Annotated in this window: 16 protein-coding genes; 15 read left to right on the forward strand and 1 reads right to left on the reverse strand. The window is 58.6% G+C overall.

The window, feature by feature from the left end:
- Positions 1–58: 58 nt before the first annotated feature.
- Entirely contained in the window at positions 59–1,342 is a 1,284-nt protein-coding gene (locus DOLE_RS11560; protein ID WP_012175663.1) for a 4Fe-4S dicluster domain-containing protein, read from the reverse strand.
- A 280-nt stretch (positions 1,343–1,622) separates the two neighbouring features.
- Between DOLE_RS11560 and DOLE_RS11565 the strand changes: the two genes are divergently transcribed.
- From DOLE_RS11565 to DOLE_RS11630, 15 genes are all read left to right on the forward strand, one after another.
- Positions 1,623–2,447, forward strand: coding sequence for an enoyl-CoA hydratase-related protein (locus DOLE_RS11565; protein ID WP_012175664.1), 825 nt, complete (start codon positions 1,623–1,625; stop codon positions 2,445–2,447).
- 34 nt (positions 2,448–2,481) lie between these two features.
- A complete protein-coding gene (locus DOLE_RS11570; RefSeq protein WP_012175665.1) occupies positions 2,482–3,570 on the forward strand; it encodes a hypothetical protein in 1,089 nt (362 codons plus the stop codon).
- 590 nt (positions 3,571–4,160) lie between these two features.
- Entirely contained in the window at positions 4,161–5,777 is a 1,617-nt protein-coding gene (gene hmcA, locus DOLE_RS11575) for a sulfate respiration complex hexadecaheme cytochrome HmcA (protein ID WP_012175666.1), read from the forward strand.
- A gap of 20 nt (positions 5,778–5,797) precedes the next feature.
- A complete protein-coding gene (gene hmcB, locus DOLE_RS11580; RefSeq protein WP_012175667.1) occupies positions 5,798–6,859 on the forward strand; it encodes a sulfate respiration complex iron-sulfur protein HmcB in 1,062 nt (353 codons plus the stop codon).
- A complete protein-coding gene (gene hmcC / locus DOLE_RS11585; protein ID WP_012175668.1) occupies positions 6,859–8,067 on the forward strand; it encodes a sulfate respiration complex protein HmcC in 1,209 nt (402 codons plus the stop codon). Before hmcB ends, hmcC begins: the two co-directional genes overlap by 1 nt.
- A gap of 44 nt (positions 8,068–8,111) precedes the next feature.
- Positions 8,112–8,246, forward strand: coding sequence for a sulfate respiration complex protein HmcD (gene hmcD / locus DOLE_RS18685; RefSeq protein ID WP_012175669.1), 135 nt, complete (start codon positions 8,112–8,114; stop codon positions 8,244–8,246).
- Between the two features lie 63 nt (positions 8,247–8,309).
- On the forward strand, positions 8,310–8,987 hold the full coding sequence (hmcE, locus tag DOLE_RS11590) for a sulfate respiration complex protein HmcE (RefSeq protein ID WP_012175670.1): 678 nt from the start codon (positions 8,310–8,312) through the stop codon (positions 8,985–8,987).
- Positions 8,988–9,042: 55 nt separating this feature from the next.
- A complete protein-coding gene (hmcF, locus tag DOLE_RS11595; RefSeq protein WP_012175671.1) occupies positions 9,043–10,425 on the forward strand; it encodes a sulfate respiration complex iron-sulfur protein HmcF in 1,383 nt (460 codons plus the stop codon).
- 78 nt (positions 10,426–10,503) lie between these two features.
- A complete protein-coding gene (locus tag DOLE_RS11600) occupies positions 10,504–11,430 on the forward strand; it encodes a universal stress protein (RefSeq protein ID WP_012175672.1) in 927 nt (308 codons plus the stop codon).
- A 31-nt stretch (positions 11,431–11,461) separates the two neighbouring features.
- On the forward strand, positions 11,462–11,824 hold the full coding sequence (gene divK / locus DOLE_RS11605; RefSeq protein ID WP_012175673.1) for a DVU0259 family response regulator domain-containing protein: 363 nt from the start codon (positions 11,462–11,464) through the stop codon (positions 11,822–11,824).
- Positions 11,814–13,400: a hybrid sensor histidine kinase/response regulator gene (locus tag DOLE_RS11610; RefSeq protein WP_012175674.1), complete on the forward strand. Its 1,587-nt coding sequence runs from the start codon at positions 11,814–11,816 to the stop codon at positions 13,398–13,400. The genes divK and DOLE_RS11610 overlap by 11 nt, the downstream gene beginning before the upstream one ends.
- A gap of 358 nt (positions 13,401–13,758) precedes the next feature.
- Entirely contained in the window at positions 13,759–14,223 is a 465-nt protein-coding gene (locus DOLE_RS11615; protein ID WP_012175675.1) for an RrF2 family transcriptional regulator, read from the forward strand.
- A 54-nt stretch (positions 14,224–14,277) separates the two neighbouring features.
- Complete coding sequence (locus DOLE_RS11620) at positions 14,278–14,982, forward strand: hydroxyacylglutathione hydrolase family protein (RefSeq protein ID WP_012175676.1); 705 nt, start codon at positions 14,278–14,280, stop codon at positions 14,980–14,982.
- A 110-nt stretch (positions 14,983–15,092) separates the two neighbouring features.
- Positions 15,093–15,932: a rhodanese-like domain-containing protein gene (locus DOLE_RS11625; RefSeq protein WP_012175677.1), complete on the forward strand. Its 840-nt coding sequence runs from the start codon at positions 15,093–15,095 to the stop codon at positions 15,930–15,932.
- The gene (locus tag DOLE_RS11630) at positions 15,933–17,045 is read left to right on the forward strand and encodes an NAD(P)/FAD-dependent oxidoreductase (RefSeq protein WP_012175678.1); all 1,113 of its coding nucleotides are present in this window, start codon (positions 15,933–15,935) and stop codon (positions 17,043–17,045) included. It abuts the gene before it with no gap.
- Position 17,046: the final 1 nt, after the last annotated feature.

Here is a 17,046-nt window from a genome sequence, read left to right on the forward strand (position 1 = left end):
TGCACAAAATATATGAGGTCGATCCGCTATTGTGCCCAGATGCCAGGGGACAATGCAGCTATCTGGCCCGCCAGGCGTTCCAGGCATTTCGAACAAGGTTGGGGGCCAGACCTACCAGCAGCGAGGCCCAGCCGGCCGGCGGTTTTTTATAGTCCGGCACTTCGGCCATTTTAACGGCCTTTTTCCTGTCGCAGGCCAGGGCGCACAGCCCGCACCCCACGCACCGCTGAACCTGATGAACAAGGGTTTTTCCTTTCACATCCACGGTGATGGCGCCCATGGGGCAGGCCCTGGCGCACTTGCCGCAGTGATCACAGGCAGCAACGTCAAATTCCGGAATAAAATGGGCCGGCGCAATCATGCCCGGCATGTTGAACTCACTGACCGTGCGCATCATGTGGCAGCAGCAGCCGCAGCAGGAACAGGAGCAGGCCGGGCCTTTCCCGGAATCCTCGTTGAACATCCAGCTCACCAGGCCGCTGGCCTCGGCCTTTGCCTTGATATCGAGAAGCTCCTGCTTTTCCACCTGCCGCATCATGCCGGCGTTGATCACGACACGAGCCGCGTTGCCGAACACCGAACAGTTCTCCATGGGCCGGCCGCACTCCCGGTCCACCATCTTTTCCGTCAGCCGGCACTGGCACAGGCCCACGGCAAAAATATCATACCGGTCCAGCACCGCCTCCAGCCGGTCCGAAGGCCAGGCCACGGGCAGGGCGCTCAAAGTCCGCATCACGGGCAGATAGCGCACCGCCGGGCTGGGGAACTTTAAAAAATCGGTCAAAAACCCGGTCTCCCACAGCGCCTCGAAAAGCACGGCAAACTGTTTGTGCCAGTCGGTCAGCGTGTCCGTGGCGGGTCGCATCAGGGCCATTTCAAAGGTGCCGGGTAAGATGGGCAAAATGTCATACAGCTTTTTGTCTTCCGGACCGTGGGCCACGATCAGTCGCTTTTCCACGGCCAGCTGGTTTAAAACGGCACGCACCTCGGATTCGGGCCGGTTCTCTTTTTTGGCCACCTTTTCCGCGGTCCTGCCAAAGGGATAAGGCTTGAGATGGCGCACCAGCCGGGCCTCATCCTCGGTGAACATATGCTGGACCAGGGCGACCAGCTCATCGCATACCGGCGGGCCGATGACCAGGGGACTGCTGTAATGTTTTGCCACGTCCAGATAGGCCCTGGGCGTGGACGGGTAAGCGCCGACGTTCCTGTACACCACTGTTTTGGGTTTCGGTTCGCAGGGGCCGATGATACCGGCATTAACTCGAATAAAACGGTTGGAAAACTTCGGTATTTTCTCCACGTCTTCCGTATTTTTCAAAATTTTGCCGTTTGGGGACATTAACTTTCTCCCTGTGTATGGATAATTTGTCCAGTGTGCCCTGTTCAGGGGCGGCTGTCAAACTGGGGGAACTCGTAAAAAGTCTATTTGGGATGGCAAAGTAAAAAGTTCAAGATCAAGGCGTCACAAAGCCCGAAGAATGAGGCGTACTTGGCGTACGCCGCAGTGATGAGGGGTGCAGCACAACGCAGATATTGGACTTTTTACGAAGCCATCAAACTTGACAGTCGCCCTGCCCGACCGCTATAGTCCCGGCATGTCAACACGCAAAGGAGATTTCATGTCTTACAAGACCATTCTGCTGGATATTAACGATAGTGTCGCCACCATCACCTTAAACCGTCCCGAGGCCATGAACGCATGGAACCCGGCCATGTCCCGGGACCTGGGCCATGCCCTGGCGGCCCTGGACAAGGACGATACCGTGCGGGCCGTGGTGATCACCGGCGCGGGACGGGCTTTCTGCGCCGGCGCCGACCTTTCCGGCGCGGCCGAGGCCTTTGACGCGGAAAACAGGGAAGACGTAAGGGCTGCCCTGGCCTTTCCCGCGGTCATGCCCTACCAGATTCGAAAACCGGTGCTGGCCGCCATCAATGGCCATGCCATCGGCGTGGGCATCACCTTTTCCATGACCTGTGACATTCGCATCGTGGCCGAGGATGCCAAGATCCAGTTTGCCTTTGTGCGGCGGGGCCTGACCCCGGAGCTGGCCTCCCACGTGATCGTGCCCCGCATCGCGGGCCTCTCCGTGGCCGCGGACCTGATGCTCTCCGGCCGCATAATCAACGGCAGGGAGATGGCCCGGCTGGGGCTGGCGTCAGAGGCCCTGCCGGCCGCGGACGTGCTGCCGGCCACCCTGGAGCGGGCCAGAGACTATAAAAACGCGGCCCCGGTGTCGGTGGCCATTACCAAGCACCTGCTGTGGCAGGGCCTCACCGCCTCCATTCCGGAAATGGATGACTCTGAATTTACCCTGTTCCAGTGGGTCTGCTGCCAGCCCGATGCCGCGGAAGGGGTGATCTCCTTTCTGGAAAAACGGGCGCCGGACTGGAAGATGTCGGCCAGTAAAGACCTGCCCGACCTGCTGGGCGATCCCCTGCCCTGAACGCATGAAAAACTGACAACCGGAGGATTTATCAATGCAAAAAACCTTTTTGCGGGCCGGTTTTGTTTTATCGCTTGCCTGGGTGCTTCTTTGTTTTGCCACCGCCCATGCCACTCCGGTCATTATTGATCACAACTGCACCGACATCACCGCCATACCGGAATCCGCCATCAACCAGGCAAAAAGCACGCTGCACATCGCCTACGGCCACACCTCCCACGGCAGCCAGCTGACCAGCGGTATGACCGGGCTGGTTGCTTTTGCCAACACCGGCGGTCTCGGGCTGACACTGCCGGACAATGTCTTTGCGTGGAACAACGGCGGCGCCGGCGGCGCACTGGACCTGCACGACTACGCAATGGGTGGGGATGTGGGCTACCATCCCGACTGGGTAGACAACACCCGGGCCTACCTTGACAATCCCGGCAATGCTGACGTTAATGTCATTATCTGGTCGTGGTGCGGCCAGGTGGACGATAAATACAGGGCCGGCACTCTGAACAGCGAGTACCTGGCGCCCATGGCCGCACTGGAGGCCGCATACCCGGATGTAAATTTTGTCTACATGACCGGACACGTTGATATCTGGGACGATGCCGACAACAAGGCCGCCAACCGGATGATCCGGGACTTCTGCATGGACAACGATAAAATCCTCTATGACTTTGCCGATATCGAGCGGTACAACCCGGACGGCACCTATTTCGAGTATGTTCACGACAATTGTGACTATTACGATACCGCTCCCGACGGAACCCGTCAGGGCAACTGGGCCATCGAGTGGCAGAACACGCATACGGAAGGTATGGACTGGTATGACTGCAGTTCAGCGCACAGCCAGGCCCTGAACGCCAATCAGAAAGCCTACGCGGCATGGTGGCTGTGGGCCGCACTGGCAGGATGGGACCCGGACCCGCCGGCGGATGACGACGATGATGATACGGCCGATGATGATGCGGGAGACGATGACAATACCGATACGGATACGGTTCCCGATACGGACGATGACGGCAAGGACAGTCCTCTGCCCCCTGCCGGCGGTTCAGGCGGCGGTTGTTTTATCGGTACGCTTTGCTGGACATTCGCGGATACGGTAGGGGCTAACCCTGTGTTTGCCCCTTGATGGGCAAGCACAGTGGGCTGCCCCTGTAATATTTTGTCCCGCGCCTTGCATCCGGGGCCAAATCAACTCGTGACATATCCGAGTTCGCTCCTTCAAACCTCATGGATTGGAAAAAAGTGGTGACGCACACGGCTTGATATGCCAAACCCCGTTCACCACAATACCCACAAGACCGTTTTGTCGGTTCTCCGCCCTTGCAAAAGCCCCTTTTCTCCCGATTTTTATCTATTTTTTATGTTAAAAATCAAAATTTTATAAAAATCATTTGAAAATCGGAAAAAAAATGCTTGACATCATGCTCAAGGATCATTAAATCTGTTCACATGCTTCCTACTATTTTGGTAGGATAATACCATACCTTGAAAGTAGCAGTATTACCAAACCGATTTGGGGGGATACAACCTGATGCACTTCGTGCAGCATCCACTCAAAACCCGCCGATGCCGATGCAGGGCCGCGCATGAACGCGCCGGCCGGCTTTTTGTTGTCCGTCAAGCAATAACAAGTGTCCATCCATTTAACATGGATGACACCATGTGGTGTTTCCAATCCAGAAATGAGAATTTTTTCGCAAGGTCAAGGGATCGTTTATGAAAAAGGTGCTTTTATCGATCGGTATTTTCATCACCCTGGTGTTGGCCATCAACATCACACTCCATGCCCGGGACACGCTCGCCTCCGCCGGAGGCGATTCGGCACAACGGCCCGACCTGCTGATGATCGACAGCATGAAGGTGTTCGGCCCCATTAAAAGAAGACCGGTGCCCTTTGCCCACGACGCTCACCAGAAGGCCGTGACCCAGAAGGGCCAGGACTGTTCGGTCTGCCACGAGGCAAAACCCGAATCAACGAACAATGAACTGGTCTACCTGTTCAAGCGGCTGGAAAACAGCGATGCCGACACCGTGCGCAACATCTACCACGGCCAGTGCATCGACTGCCATGAGCAGACCCTGGCCAGAGGAGACAAGAGCGGCCCGGTTTCCTGCAACGCCTGCCACACGAAAGACCCGAAATACACCCCCGGCCAGGCCCCCATGGGGTTTGACCATTCGCTTCACTACCGGCATGCCAAGGCCCGGGACAACAAGTGCGAACAGTGCCACCACGAGTACAACAAGGAAACCGAGAAGCTCGTATACGTCAAGGGCAAAGAGGGGTCCTGCCGTTACTGTCACGGCGACGTGAAGGTGGAAAACCGCATTCCCATGCAGGCCGCGGCCCATCAGGCGTGTATCACCTGCCACCAGGCTGAAAAGACGAAAAAGAAGAACAGCGGCCCCATCGACTGTGGCGGGTGCCATGATCCCGAGCAGCAGGCCCTGATCGCCAAGGTGGAGAATATCCCCCGTTATGAACGGGGCCAGCCGGACGCGGCCCTGATCCTGCCCTTTTCGCCGGACAAGCCGGTTGACGACAAGAACCTCATGCAGCCGGTGGCCTTCAACCACCTGGCCCACGAGTCGGCCAACGACACCTGCCGGGTCTGCCACCACGCGGAGATGACCGCCTGTGTCACCTGCCACACGATGAAAGGCGACCCGGAAAAGGGCGATGATGTCAATCTCATGCTCGCCATGCACAAGGAAGACGCCGATCAGAGCTGTATCGGCTGCCACAAGACCCTGGCAGAAGAAACGGCCTGCATCGGCTGCCATGCCGCCATGCCCCGGACGGCCAAAAAAGATGAGGCCGAATGCGCCGCCTGCCACACCGCACCACCGGATGCCGGCATGGACCTGGCAAAGATGGATGCCAAGGCAAGACGCGCCATGGCCGAGGCCATGCTCAAGGCAAGGCCTGACAATATAAAGAAGGTGGCCACAGAAGACATTCCGGAAACCGTCACCATTGACACCATGGCCACGGTGCCGGCCATGACGGACCCGGACCTGGCACTCGACCAGTACAAAGAGGCCAAGCTGCCGCACCGCAAAATCTATGCGGCACTGAAAAAGGGCGTGACCGACAACAACCTGGCCGCATTTTTCCACGGCAACGAGACCACCCTGTGTCAGGGATGCCACCACAACAGCCCGGCCGGCACCAAACCGCCGAAATGCGCCAGCTGCCACAGCCGGCCGGATCGTGCCGCCAGCCCGCTGATGCCCGGCCTGAGGGGCGCCTATCACCAGCAGTGCATCGGGTGTCACCAGGTAATGAATATTGAAAAGGTCGGTTGCACCGACTGTCATGCAAAAAAGTAACACCATTTGAGGGAATGCATATGTCTGTGTCACGAAGAAAGTTTCTGGCCTGGATGGGAACCGCCGGCGTCGGCCTGACCGGCGTTGGGCAGGCGGTCGCCGCCGGTCCCAAGGAGTTCAAGGGATACGCGAATTCGGTGGGTGTTCTTTTTGACGCCACCCGGTGCGTGGGGTGCCGGTCCTGCGAAGCGGCCTGCAACAAGGTCAACCAGTTACCGGCCCCGGAAAAACCGTTTGACGACCTGTCCGTACTTGACGAAAAACGCCGCACCGATGCGGAATCGTTTACCGTGGTCAATCGTTACACCCCGCCGGGGGCCGCCAGGCCCGTGTTCCGAAAGATTCAGTGCAACCACTGCCTGGAACCGGCCTGCGCATCGGCCTGTTTTGTCAAGGCCTTCAAAAAGACTCCCCAGGGGCCGGTCACTTACGACGCTTCAGTCTGCGTGGGATGCCGCTATTGCATGATCGCCTGTCCCTTTGAAATCCCGTGTTACGAATATGATAAAGTCCTTACGCCCCGGGTCACCAAGTGTACCCTGTGCGCGCCCCGGCTCAAACAGGGGCTGCTGCCCGGCTGCGTGTCGGCCTGCCCCATGGAGGCCCTTACCTTCGGCAAGCGGGAAGACCTGTTGAAAATCGCCCACGAACGCATTCGCGCCTATCCCGGGCGATACGTAGACCATGTCTACGGCGAGCGTGAGATGGGCGGCACCAGCTGGCTCCACCTGTCCGGGGTTCCCTTTGGCCAGATCGGCATGCGCGAGGACCTGGGCACCACGCCGGCGCCCCAGCTCACCAAGGGCGCCCTGTCCGTGGTTCCCATGGTGACCGGTCTGTGGCCGGTACTGCTGGTGGGCATCTATGCCATCACCCAGCGCAAGAACAAGATCGCCCGGGAGGAACAGGCCGAGGCGGTGGCCACTGCCGTGGCCCAAACCCAGGCCGAGGCCGAGGCCAAGCTGGCCAAGGCCAGGGAAGCCGCTGAAAAACAGAAACAGACCGCCATTGACCAGGCCGTGAAAAAGGCCCTGGAAGAAGCGGCGGCAGAAGAAAAAAGTCAAGATACGGAGGAGTCCTGATGTCACACGATATTTCGGCTGCGCGCGGCCGGTTGCTCACCCCGTTCAACATGATTTCCGGCATCATTCTGCTGATCGGCGTGGTTCTGACCATCGTCCGGTTTACCGGCGGGTTGAGCGCCATGACCAATCTTTCCCACAACAACCCGTGGGGCATCTGGATCGGCTTTGACCTGCTGGTGGGTGTGGCCCTGGCCGCCGGCGGCTATGTCACCTCCGCCGCCGTCTATGTCTTCGGTATGAAGAAATACCATTCCGCGGTGCGGCCGGCGGTACTCACCGGTTTTCTGGGATACGCCCTGGTGGTGGTGGCTCTGCACTACGACGTGGGCCGGCCCTGGCGCCTGCCCTACCCTTTTGCCATCTCACCGGGCACCACGTCGCTGCTCTTCGAGGTGGGCGCCTGTGTGGCCCTTTACCTCACCGTCCTGTTTCTGGAGTTCTCCCCGGCGGCCCTGGAGTGGCTGGGCCTTCGCCGTGCCCGCAACCTGGCGGTCAAGCTCACCATGCTGCTGACCATCTTCGGCGTGGTGCTTTCCACCCTTCACCAGTCCTCCCTGGGGGCACTGTTTCTGATCGCGCCGTCCAAGCTCCACCCCCTGTGGTACACGCCCTACCTGCCCACCTACTTTTTCATATCCAGTATTATTGCCGGCCTTTCCATGGTGATTTTTGAAAGTTCGCTGTCCCACCGGTATCTTCATCACAAGATGGACGAAACCCACCTGAAAGAGGCCGACGGCGTGGTGCTGGGCTTCGGCAGGGCAGCCTCCCTGGTGTTGTTCGGTTATTTTATCATCAAAGTCATCGGGGTGGCCAGCGGCGATCTCTGGCACTACCTGGCCACCGGTTACGGGGCATGGTTCCTGGTGGAGATGCTGGGCTTTGTGGCCCTGCCCTCTCTTTTGTACGCCATCGGCGCGCGTGAGAAAAACATCCGCCTGATCCGGTGGACCTCGGTTTTGGCCGTACTGGGGATTATCCTGAACCGTTTCAATGTCAGCCTGATCGCCTTTAACTGGCACCTGCCGGCGGACCAGCGGTACTTCCCCTCCTTGAGCGAGATCGGGGTATCTCTCTTTCTCGTGACCCTGGGTGTGCTGGCCTACCGGTTCATCGCCAGCCACATGCCGATTCTGTACGAACACCCGGAATATGCCGAACACGAGGCGCCGGAAGCCCAGAAGGCGACGGGGCACCACCATTAAAAACGAAACCGGCGGCAAAACGCCGTTAAAACAGAGGAAAGCATATGGAAGGCACGATTCACACCCTGCATGAGTTCATGCTGAAAACCGAGAGCATCACCTACATTCTTATTGTTTTCGGACTGATCGGCATCACCCTGTTCTGGCGGTTTTTAACGGAACGGGACGACGGGGAGTAACGCAACCGTTGTCAAACGCGGCGTCGATATTGGCACGCAACCTCATTCAAGGAGTATATGGTAATGTACGATTTTGTCACAGGCCCCCTGCTCTGGCTCACCTTCATCATCTTTGTCGTCGGCCTTCTTGTCCGGCTGGTGGTCTATATCCGCGGACTTGACTGGAAGGCGGACCGCGTCACCTACCGGGTCAACACGTCATACGGGATAAAGGGGGCGCTGCGCTCGATCATTTCCTGGCTGATCCCCTACAAAACCTTTGGCTGGCGGACCAACCCGGTGATGACGGTTCTTTTTTTCATCATGCATGTCGGCCTGCTGGTGACGCCGGTCTTTCTGAAGGCCCACAATTACATGCTGTACGATGCGTTCGGTTTCTCCCTGCCCACCATTCCGGACGGGGTGGCCGATCTCCTGACCATCGGCGTGATAACGGCTGTGGCCTTTATCCTGCTGCGCCGGCTTGCGCTGCCCGAGGTCCGCATTCTCACCGACTGGAAAGACATCGTGCTGCTGGGGATCACGGCGGCTCCCTTTGTCACCGGTTTTCTGGCCTACCACGAGGCGGGCAACTACGATTTCTGGATCATCGCCCATATATTAAGCGGCGAGATCATGCTGATAGCCGTTCCCTTTACCAAGCTTTCCCACTTCCTGCTCTTTTTCCTGTCCCGGGCACAGCTTGGCATGGATTTCGGCATTAAGCGCGGCGGAATGAAAGGCAAAGGGTTCGCCTGGTAGGCGCTTCCCTGGACACGAAACAGAGCAACTGTTTGAGCAATAAGGATAGACGATTATGCCTGAAGGAACACTGTGCAACCGCAAAATGGTCAACGAGAAGGAGTTTCTCTCCGCGCTCCTGGCGGACAAGCAGGGCAAGCAGTACTACGCGGAACTGAACGAACTGGATGTGGACCACAAGAAGCTGGTCGATACCCTGTCCAAGACCCTTAAATCCCGCACGAAAACATGGCTTGAAATCTGCGCCCACTGCGGTATGTGCGCCGACAGCTGTTTTTTCTACCTGGCCAACAAAAAGGATCCGGAGCAGGTCCCCTCCTACAAGATTCAGTCCACCCTGGGCCGGCTGGTCAAGGCCCCTCACAAGGCGGACAACGCCTTCATGCAGTACTGCATGGACACGGCCTGGGGCAAATGCACCTGTTGCAACCGGTGCGGCTCTTACTGCCCCTTCGGCATCGACATGGGGGTCATGTTCAGCTACCTGCGGGGCCTGCTCTTCTCTCAGGGCTTTGTTCCCTGGGAACTCAAGATCGGTTCCGGCATGCACCGCATCTACCAGGCACAGATGGATGTCACGTCCGAAGACTGGGTCGAAACCTGCGAATGGATGGCCGAAGAGAGCGAGGAAGAGTACCCGGGCCTGGAAATCCCCATCGACAAGGAGGGGGCCGACATCATGTACACGGTCAACGCCCGGGAGCCCAAGCACTACCCCCAGGACATCGCCGAGGCGGCCATGCTCTTTCACATTGCCGGTGAAAACTGGACCGTGCCCAGCCGAGGATGGGAAGAGACCAGCCTGGCCATGTTCGCCGGCGACTGGGAGGCCTGCAAGATGCAGGTGGAGTCGGTGTACGCGGCCATGGACCGGCTCAAGCCCAAGCGCATGGTGGTCACCGAGTGCGGCCATGCCTATCGGGCCACGGTAATTGAAGGTCCCTACTGGGCCGGCCTTGCCTCGGGCAAGACCCCGGTGGAAAGCCTTCACTACGTGGAGTGGGTGGCCGAGGCCCTGCGTACCGGCAAACTCAAGATCGACCCGGCCAAAAAAATCAAGGAACCGGTAACCTACCAGGACTCCTGCAACTATATCCGAAACGCGGGCCTGCGCGATATCCCCAGAGAGATCATGAGCTACATCGCCGAGGATTTCCGGGAGATGAAGCCCTGCAAGGAGCACAACTTCTGCTGCGGCGGCGGCGGTGGCATGAACGGCCTGGGCCGCTACCGGGAGCAGCGCAATATCGGCCTGAAGGTCAAGCGGGATCAGATTCTGGCCACCGGCGCCAAGCTGGTGATCTCGCCGTGCCACAACTGCTGGGACGCCATCCGGGATATGGAAGAGGTCTACCGGATCGGCATCCGCTGGAGTTTTTTAAAGCCACTGCTGCTGGACATGGTGATCGTGCCGGAGCACCTGCGGGCCGAGGAGTAATGCAGGACAGCCTTCGGACCGGAAGGCGGCAGACCGGCAGTGCAACACAGAAAACGGTTTGATACAGGGGTGACATTCATGTTTAAAAAAATCTTGTTTGCGACAACCGCTTCCCCGGCATGCGACCACGCGGCCCGGGTAGCCTTTGACATGGCCGGCCGGTACCCGTCGGACCTGACCGTGCTGCATGTGCTGGGCGTTCCCTCCAGGGGATTCGGCCAGTATGTGACGGATGTGCGGACCGGTGAGCAGCTGGTGCCCGACGAGGACTATATCGCATGGGTGAAGGAGGAGATGAAAACCACCTATGCCGAACAGCTGAAACAGTGTCCTGAATGCACCATGGAAGCGGTGGCCGGCATTCCCCATACCGAGATTCTGCGGTTTGCCCGTAAAACCGACGCCGATCTGCTCATTCTGGGGGGCCACACAAAAGACCGGGAAAACGAGGGCTACACATACCGAAACATGGCCGGCAGCACGTTGCAGTCCGTGGCCCGCAGCGCCCGGTGCCCGGTACTGGTGGTCTCCCGGCCGGCGGCCTCCTTCTGGGGCGGATTCTCCAACATCGTTCTGGGCACCGATTTTTCAAAGGCGGCGGAACACGCCTTCCGTTTCGCCCTGTCGGCGGCCAGACAGCTTGACTGCCGGCTTCACCTCTTTCACGCCCTGGACATCAGCGGCATGCATGCCGGCAAGGTGCTGGAACAGGATGAGATTGAAGACCGACTCCGCGACAGCCTGAACACCATCCGGCGCAAGTACGTATCCCAGATGAAAGACTTTAAAAACTATGAAATCGACGCGTGGGAAGGCGTTCCCTACGTGGAAATTGTCAAGTACGCCCGTGAAAAATTCGCCGACCTGATCGTGATGGCCCATCACACCGGCTCACGGGACGCGGAAAACAGCGCACTGGGCAGCACCATGGAGCAGGTTGTGCTGCGCGCCACCTGCCCGGTAATCAGTGTCAACCACCCGGACAAGGTGTCACAGGACGCATAGGCAGTAAAAATCTTGAAAAGAGAGGTGTCACATGGCGAAAAAAATTCTGATCGTCGACGATGATCCCAACATCACCAGTTACCTGACCGAGTTTTTTGCAGACAATGGTTATGCCACCTGTGCGGCCTCGGACGGCCGGGAGGCCCTGGATGTGGCCAAAAAGGAAAAACCCGATCTGATCACCCTGGACCTGGAAATGCCCGATGAATGGGGGCCCCGTTTCTACCGCAGGATGTCCCAGGACCCGGAGATCAAGAACACGCCGGTCATTGTGATCAGCGGCCTGTCCGGCAATCAGTATGCCATTCAAAAGGCCGTGGCCAGTATCAGCAAACCCTTTGACCGGGATGAACTGATCAAAATCGTCAGGGACGCCATTGGTGATGCAAAATGACGCAGCATCCGGGTCTGTTGCCGCGGTTGATATAAACGGCACCATCGGCGGCATCGTGGGTTCGCTGGTACTGGCCGAGCCCGAGGCCGACCTGCGGGACGCCCTTGAGATACACCTCACCCGACTGGGCCTGCATGTACACAAGGCGGGCAACGGGCAGGCGGCCCTGAACCTTCTCAAGGAGCAAGGACCCTCTTTTCTGCTGGCCAACGCCAGGCTGCCGGACATGAGCGGCATCGACCTGCTTCGCCTGAGCCAGGCGGTCTCCCCGAACACCGCCGTGATCATCATGGGAGACCCCGCGGACCGGAAATCCGCCCTGGCCGCCCTTCGGCTCAAGGCCACCGACTATATTCACATTCCGGTGGAAAGCGAGCACCTGGAAGTGGCCCTGACGCGGGCCGCTCACTGGCGGACCACGCGCGTCAAGATTCAGCACTACGTGGAGCAGCTGGAGGCCCTGCACCAGACCAAGGTGCTCTTTCAACAGCTGTTTGATGAAGTCCCCTGTTATATCTCGATTCAGGACAAGCATTTTCGTCTCACCGGCGCCAACCGACGTTTCAAGGAGGATTTCGGCGACACCATCGGTTCCATCTGCTACGAGGTCTATAAACACCGCAGCGAGCCGTGCCGGGACTGCCCGGTGATGGGCACCTTTGAGGACGGCCAGCCCCGGCAGACCGAAGAGGTGGTCACCAGCAAATCCGGCGAAAAGATCAATGTGCTGACCTGGACCGCGCCCATTCATGACGCCGCGGGCCAGATCACCCAGGTGATGGAGATGGCCACCGACATCACCCAGATTCGCAAACTGCAGAGCCGGCTGACATCCATCGGCCTGCTGATGAGCTCAATCTCCCACAGCATCAAGGGGCTTCTCACAGCCCTGGACGGCGCCATCTACCGGCTGGATTCAGGCCTTGAAAAGCAGGACATGGACAGGGTGCGCGACGGCGCCGACCGGGTCAAGGAGATGGTGGCCCAGATTCGCAAGATGGTGCTCAATGTGCTTTACTACACCAAGGAGCGCCAGCTGAACTGGGCACGCATCAATGTACGGGACTTTACCCGGGACGTGGTCTCCATCATCGGGCCCAAGGCGGAGGCCGCCGGCGTGACCTTTACGCACAACCTGAGCAGCGGCCTGGGGGCCTTTGAGGTGGACCCCGGCGCCCTGCGCTCGGCCCTGATCAACATTCTTGAAAACTGCATCGACGCCTGTGTGGATGACAAAAGCGGCAACGACAGGAAGCATGAGGTGACCCTGAAGGTGACGGACCGGGACGACCATGTCGTGTATGAAATCCAGGATAACGGCGTGGGCATGGACCAGGAGACCCGGGAAAAGATGTTTACCCTCTTTTTCTCCTCCAAGGGAAGCCGGGGCACCGGCCTGGGCATGTTCGTGGCCGACCAGATCATCGGCCAGCACGGCGGCAGCATTGATGTGGACTCGGAACCCGGCAGCGGGTCGACCTTTACGGTGCGCCTGCCCAGGATCCTGCCCCAGGAGATTCGCCAGCCGGCCGATGCGGATACCGGCGAACCGGACCATGCCTCCCATACAGAATAGAACAAAAAATAAAACAAGTGTCCATCCATCGGCTATGGGGACACGAAAAAGGTTTTCAATCCAGAAATGAGAATTTTTTCGTAAGGTCAAGGAAAACAAGGGTTGACGCGGAGGCGTACTGCTGTACGCCGCACAAGGAAGCCCGCAGTTTGACGCAGAGATTGCGGAAAAAGGCCATTTATGGATGAAAACAAAACAAGCTGTTGACAGGATTCATTGCCGTACTGATCACAAAATCGTTTTTTGTGTAAAGCGTGTTTGCTTCCAACTTGCCTTGACAAACGTGCCATAAGCGACTAATGGTCATCCTTTGCCTGACGTGACAACAGAATCAAAAAACAGCAGCAAGAAGATCATTATGCGACTGACCACCAAGAGCCGCTACGGCACCCGTTTGATCCTGGATCTGGCCCTTTATGGAAAAGAGGAACCGGTCCGGCTCTCCGAAGTCTCTAAAAGACAGGGGATCTCCCTGAAGTACCTTGAAAAGCTGATCCGCCGCATGCGCAGGGCCGGCCTGGTGGAGAGCAGCCGGGGCCCCTATGGTGGCTACAAGCTGGCAAAGGCCCCGGAGGATATCTCCGTGGGCGACATCGTCCGGGTCATGGAGGGCGGCACATCCATCACCGACTGTTCTGAACGGGAGAGTGTCTGCGGCGTGTGCAACCGGGCCGGAGAGTGCCTCTCCCGCCACATCTGGGTGGAGACCAGCAAGGCCATGTTCAACGCCCTGGACGAATTTCGCATCGGCGATCTGATTGAAAACTCCACTACGATCCTGAAAAGCAGCAAAGACAGCCCAACACCGTCACCGCCCGTCTGAAACGATTCGTCCAAAGCCCTGACACCCATGACCCTCTCCGTCCAAGGAGCCGCCATGAACCTTTGCCAATTCCGATACAGCGACGATAACCTGGGATACCTGATTGCCGGCACGCGCCACGCCATTGCCATTGACGGCGGCGCTGTTCAGGAGATGCTGGCCTTTCTTGACACCCACGGGCTCACACTTACCGCTGTCACCAATACCCACACCCATCCGGACCACACCTCGGGCAACAGCGCCCTGGTCCAGGCCACCGGCGCGGCCCTGGTGGAGATTCCCCAACTGCTTCAGACGGGCCGCCTGGAGCTGGAAGGCGCCACCATTGAGGTGCACCACACCCCCGGCCATTCAGCAGATTCCGTGGTGTTTCATTTTGATGATGTGCTGATCGCCGGCGACACCCTTTTTATCGGCAAGCCGGGCCGGTGTTTTACCGGAGATCCGGCATCATTTTTAAAAACCATTCAATGGATCCTTACCCTGCCGGACAACACCCGCGTTTATCCGGGCCACGATTATGTTCACGAATACGTGTCCGACCTTGCGGCCATCGAACCGAACAATCCTGAAATTGCCCGGTGCCTGGCCGCTTACGACCCCGGTCACGTGGTCTCCTTTCTGGCCCGTGAACGCAGGCTCAATCCCGCCCTTCGACTCAACGACCCTGTTGTCATCGACCTGCTCAAAGCCAGGGGCCTTGCTCATGCCACCGAGCAGGAGCGATGGATCTCGGTTCTCTCACTGATTCACAAATAACGATTTGTGTTGTTTTAACGATCCGTGTTTGAAAAAATGGGGCTCCGGGTTACCATCGGCCACACAGCGATTTTCTTTCTTTTAGAAACGACTGAAAGGAGAGACGGCAGATGAAGTGGAGACAGTTTTTCACCCCTGTTAAATCCATGGACACCGACCAGGCCCGGCAACTGATTGCCGACACGCACCGGAATGACATATCGATCATTGATGTGCGCCAGCCCGGTGAGTATGAAAAGGGCCATATTCCCGGGGCCCGGCTGATACCCATGGGAGAGCTGGACACCCGTCTTTCCGAAATTGACAGGAACAAACCCGCCCTGGTCTACTGCGCCGTCGGGGGCCGCAGCCGGGTGGCGGCCCAGATGATGGCCGGAAAAGGATTTTTCAATGTCATCAACATGGCCGGCGGTTTCAAGGCATGGAACGGTGAGGCGGCCGTGGGCCCCCAGTCCCTGGGGCTGGAACTTTTCTCCGGCAGCGAGCCCATCGACCAGGTGCTGGCCGTGGCCTATTCCATTGAGGACGGCCTGCGGGACTTCTACCTTTCAATGGGCCGGCAGGTCAAAAACATCCAGGCCGCCTCCCTGTTTGAAAAACTGGCCGCCATCGAGGTCAAGCACCAGGATCTTATCTACCGGGCCTACACGGCCATCACCGACTCGCCGGTGTCCAGGGAACGGTTTGTCACCGAACGGGTGGGAAATGCGATTGAAGGCGGCATGAGCACCGAGGATTATATGGCCATGTTTTCCCCGGACATGGAGTCGGCCACGGATATCATCAGCCTGGCCATCTCCATCGAGGCCCAGGCCCTGGACCTCTATTTCCGGGCATCGGAAAAGGTCGACGCTACTGAAGGCAAAAAGGCGCTGGCCAGGCTGGCCGATGAAGAGCGCAGTCACATCAACGAACTGGGCAAACTGATGGACACGATACAGGAGAAATAAATGGGCAACCTGGTACTTGCCGGCGGTGGTCATGCCCACATGGTGGCCTTAAGCCGGATTGGCGAACTGGTAAACCGGGGCCACCGCGTCACCGTGATCGGCCCTTCCCCCCACCACTACTACTCTGGCATGGGCCCGGGTATGCTGGGCGGCACCTATTCGCCTGAGGATATCCGGTTCGACACCCGTGGGGTGACTGAAAAAAACGGCGGTACCTTTATGTGTGACCGGGTCGAACGCATCGACCCGGACCGGCGTAGCGTTCACCTGGCCTCCGGGGATAAAGTGTCTTACGACGTGCTCTCCTGCAACCTGGGCAGCCATGTGCCCCGAAGTCTGGTTGCCGAAGACAGCGGCGGCATCTACACGGTAAAGCCCATTGAAAAACTCCTGGAGGCCCGACAGCGCGTCCTGGAAATCATCTCCCGGAAAAAGGCGGCCATTGTCGTGGCCGGCGGCGGGCCGGCGGCGGCGGAAGTGGTGGGCAACATTCATTACCTGGCCGCCGGTTCAGGCCAGCAAATGCCCACCATTCACATGTGCGCGGGCACGGCATTCATGGCCCGTTTCCCTGAAAAGGTGCGCCGCCGGGTGCGCCGGTCCCTGGCCGGCCGGGGCATTGTGATCGATGAAACCGCCTTTGTCCAAACGGTTCAAACCGGTGCCGTCATCCTGGAATCGGGCAGGACCATCGAGGCAGACCTGGTTTTTCTGGCCCTGGGGGTTATTCCGTCACCGGTGTTTGAAACATCCGGCCTGTCCGTGGGCCCGGACAGGGGACTGCGGGTCAACGCCTTTCTCCAGTCCCCGGACCATCCGGAGATTTTCGGCGGCGGCGACTGTATCTATTTCGAACCACATCCCCTGGACAAGGTGGGGGTCTACGCGGTGCGCCAGAACCCGGTACTCTACGCCAATCTGCTGGCATCGCTGGAGGGCAAACCGCTTTTGCCCTTTGATCCGGGCGGCGACTACCTGCTGATTTTCAACCTGGGCCACCGCACCGGTGTGCTGAAAAAGCGGGGCCTGATCATGGAAGGGCGGCTCCCCTTTCTTCTGAAGGACTATATTGACAGGCGATTCATGACAAAATTCCAACGACTGGAGGAATAGC

The organism is Desulfosudis oleivorans Hxd3, from assembly GCF_000018405.1.
GTDB classification, from domain to species: Bacteria; Desulfobacterota; Desulfobacteria; order Desulfobacterales; family Desulfosudaceae; genus Desulfosudis; species Desulfosudis oleivorans.

What these genes read in the sequence shown, in the direction of transcription:
- DOLE_RS11560 (WP_012175663.1), bottom strand. Translation starts at nt 1,342, where the DNA reads ATGTCCCCAAACGGCAAAATTTTGAAAAATACGGAAGACGTGGAGAAA.
- DOLE_RS11565 (WP_012175664.1), top strand. Translation starts at nt 1,623, where the DNA reads ATGTCTTACAAGACCATTCTGCTGGATATTAACGATAGTGTCGCCACC.
- DOLE_RS11570 (WP_012175665.1), top strand. Translation starts at nt 2,482, where the DNA reads ATGCAAAAAACCTTTTTGCGGGCCGGTTTTGTTTTATCGCTTGCCTGG.
- hmcA (WP_012175666.1), top strand. Translation starts at nt 4,161, where the DNA reads ATGAAAAAGGTGCTTTTATCGATCGGTATTTTCATCACCCTGGTGTTG.
- hmcB (WP_012175667.1), top strand. Translation starts at nt 5,798, where the DNA reads ATGTCTGTGTCACGAAGAAAGTTTCTGGCCTGGATGGGAACCGCCGGC.
- hmcC (WP_012175668.1), top strand. Translation starts at nt 6,859, where the DNA reads ATGTCACACGATATTTCGGCTGCGCGCGGCCGGTTGCTCACCCCGTTC.
- hmcD (WP_012175669.1), top strand. Translation starts at nt 8,112, where the DNA reads ATGGAAGGCACGATTCACACCCTGCATGAGTTCATGCTGAAAACCGAG.
- hmcE (WP_012175670.1), top strand. Translation starts at nt 8,310, where the DNA reads ATGTACGATTTTGTCACAGGCCCCCTGCTCTGGCTCACCTTCATCATC.
- hmcF (WP_012175671.1), top strand. Translation starts at nt 9,043, where the DNA reads ATGCCTGAAGGAACACTGTGCAACCGCAAAATGGTCAACGAGAAGGAG.
- DOLE_RS11600 (WP_012175672.1), top strand. Translation starts at nt 10,504, where the DNA reads ATGTTTAAAAAAATCTTGTTTGCGACAACCGCTTCCCCGGCATGCGAC.
- divK (WP_012175673.1), top strand. Translation starts at nt 11,462, where the DNA reads ATGGCGAAAAAAATTCTGATCGTCGACGATGATCCCAACATCACCAGT.
- DOLE_RS11610 (WP_012175674.1), top strand. Translation starts at nt 11,814, where the DNA reads ATGCAAAATGACGCAGCATCCGGGTCTGTTGCCGCGGTTGATATAAAC.
- DOLE_RS11615 (WP_012175675.1), top strand. Translation starts at nt 13,759, where the DNA reads ATGCGACTGACCACCAAGAGCCGCTACGGCACCCGTTTGATCCTGGAT.
- DOLE_RS11620 (WP_012175676.1), top strand. Translation starts at nt 14,278, where the DNA reads ATGAACCTTTGCCAATTCCGATACAGCGACGATAACCTGGGATACCTG.
- DOLE_RS11625 (WP_012175677.1), top strand. Translation starts at nt 15,093, where the DNA reads ATGAAGTGGAGACAGTTTTTCACCCCTGTTAAATCCATGGACACCGAC.
- DOLE_RS11630 (WP_012175678.1), top strand. Translation starts at nt 15,933, where the DNA reads ATGGGCAACCTGGTACTTGCCGGCGGTGGTCATGCCCACATGGTGGCC.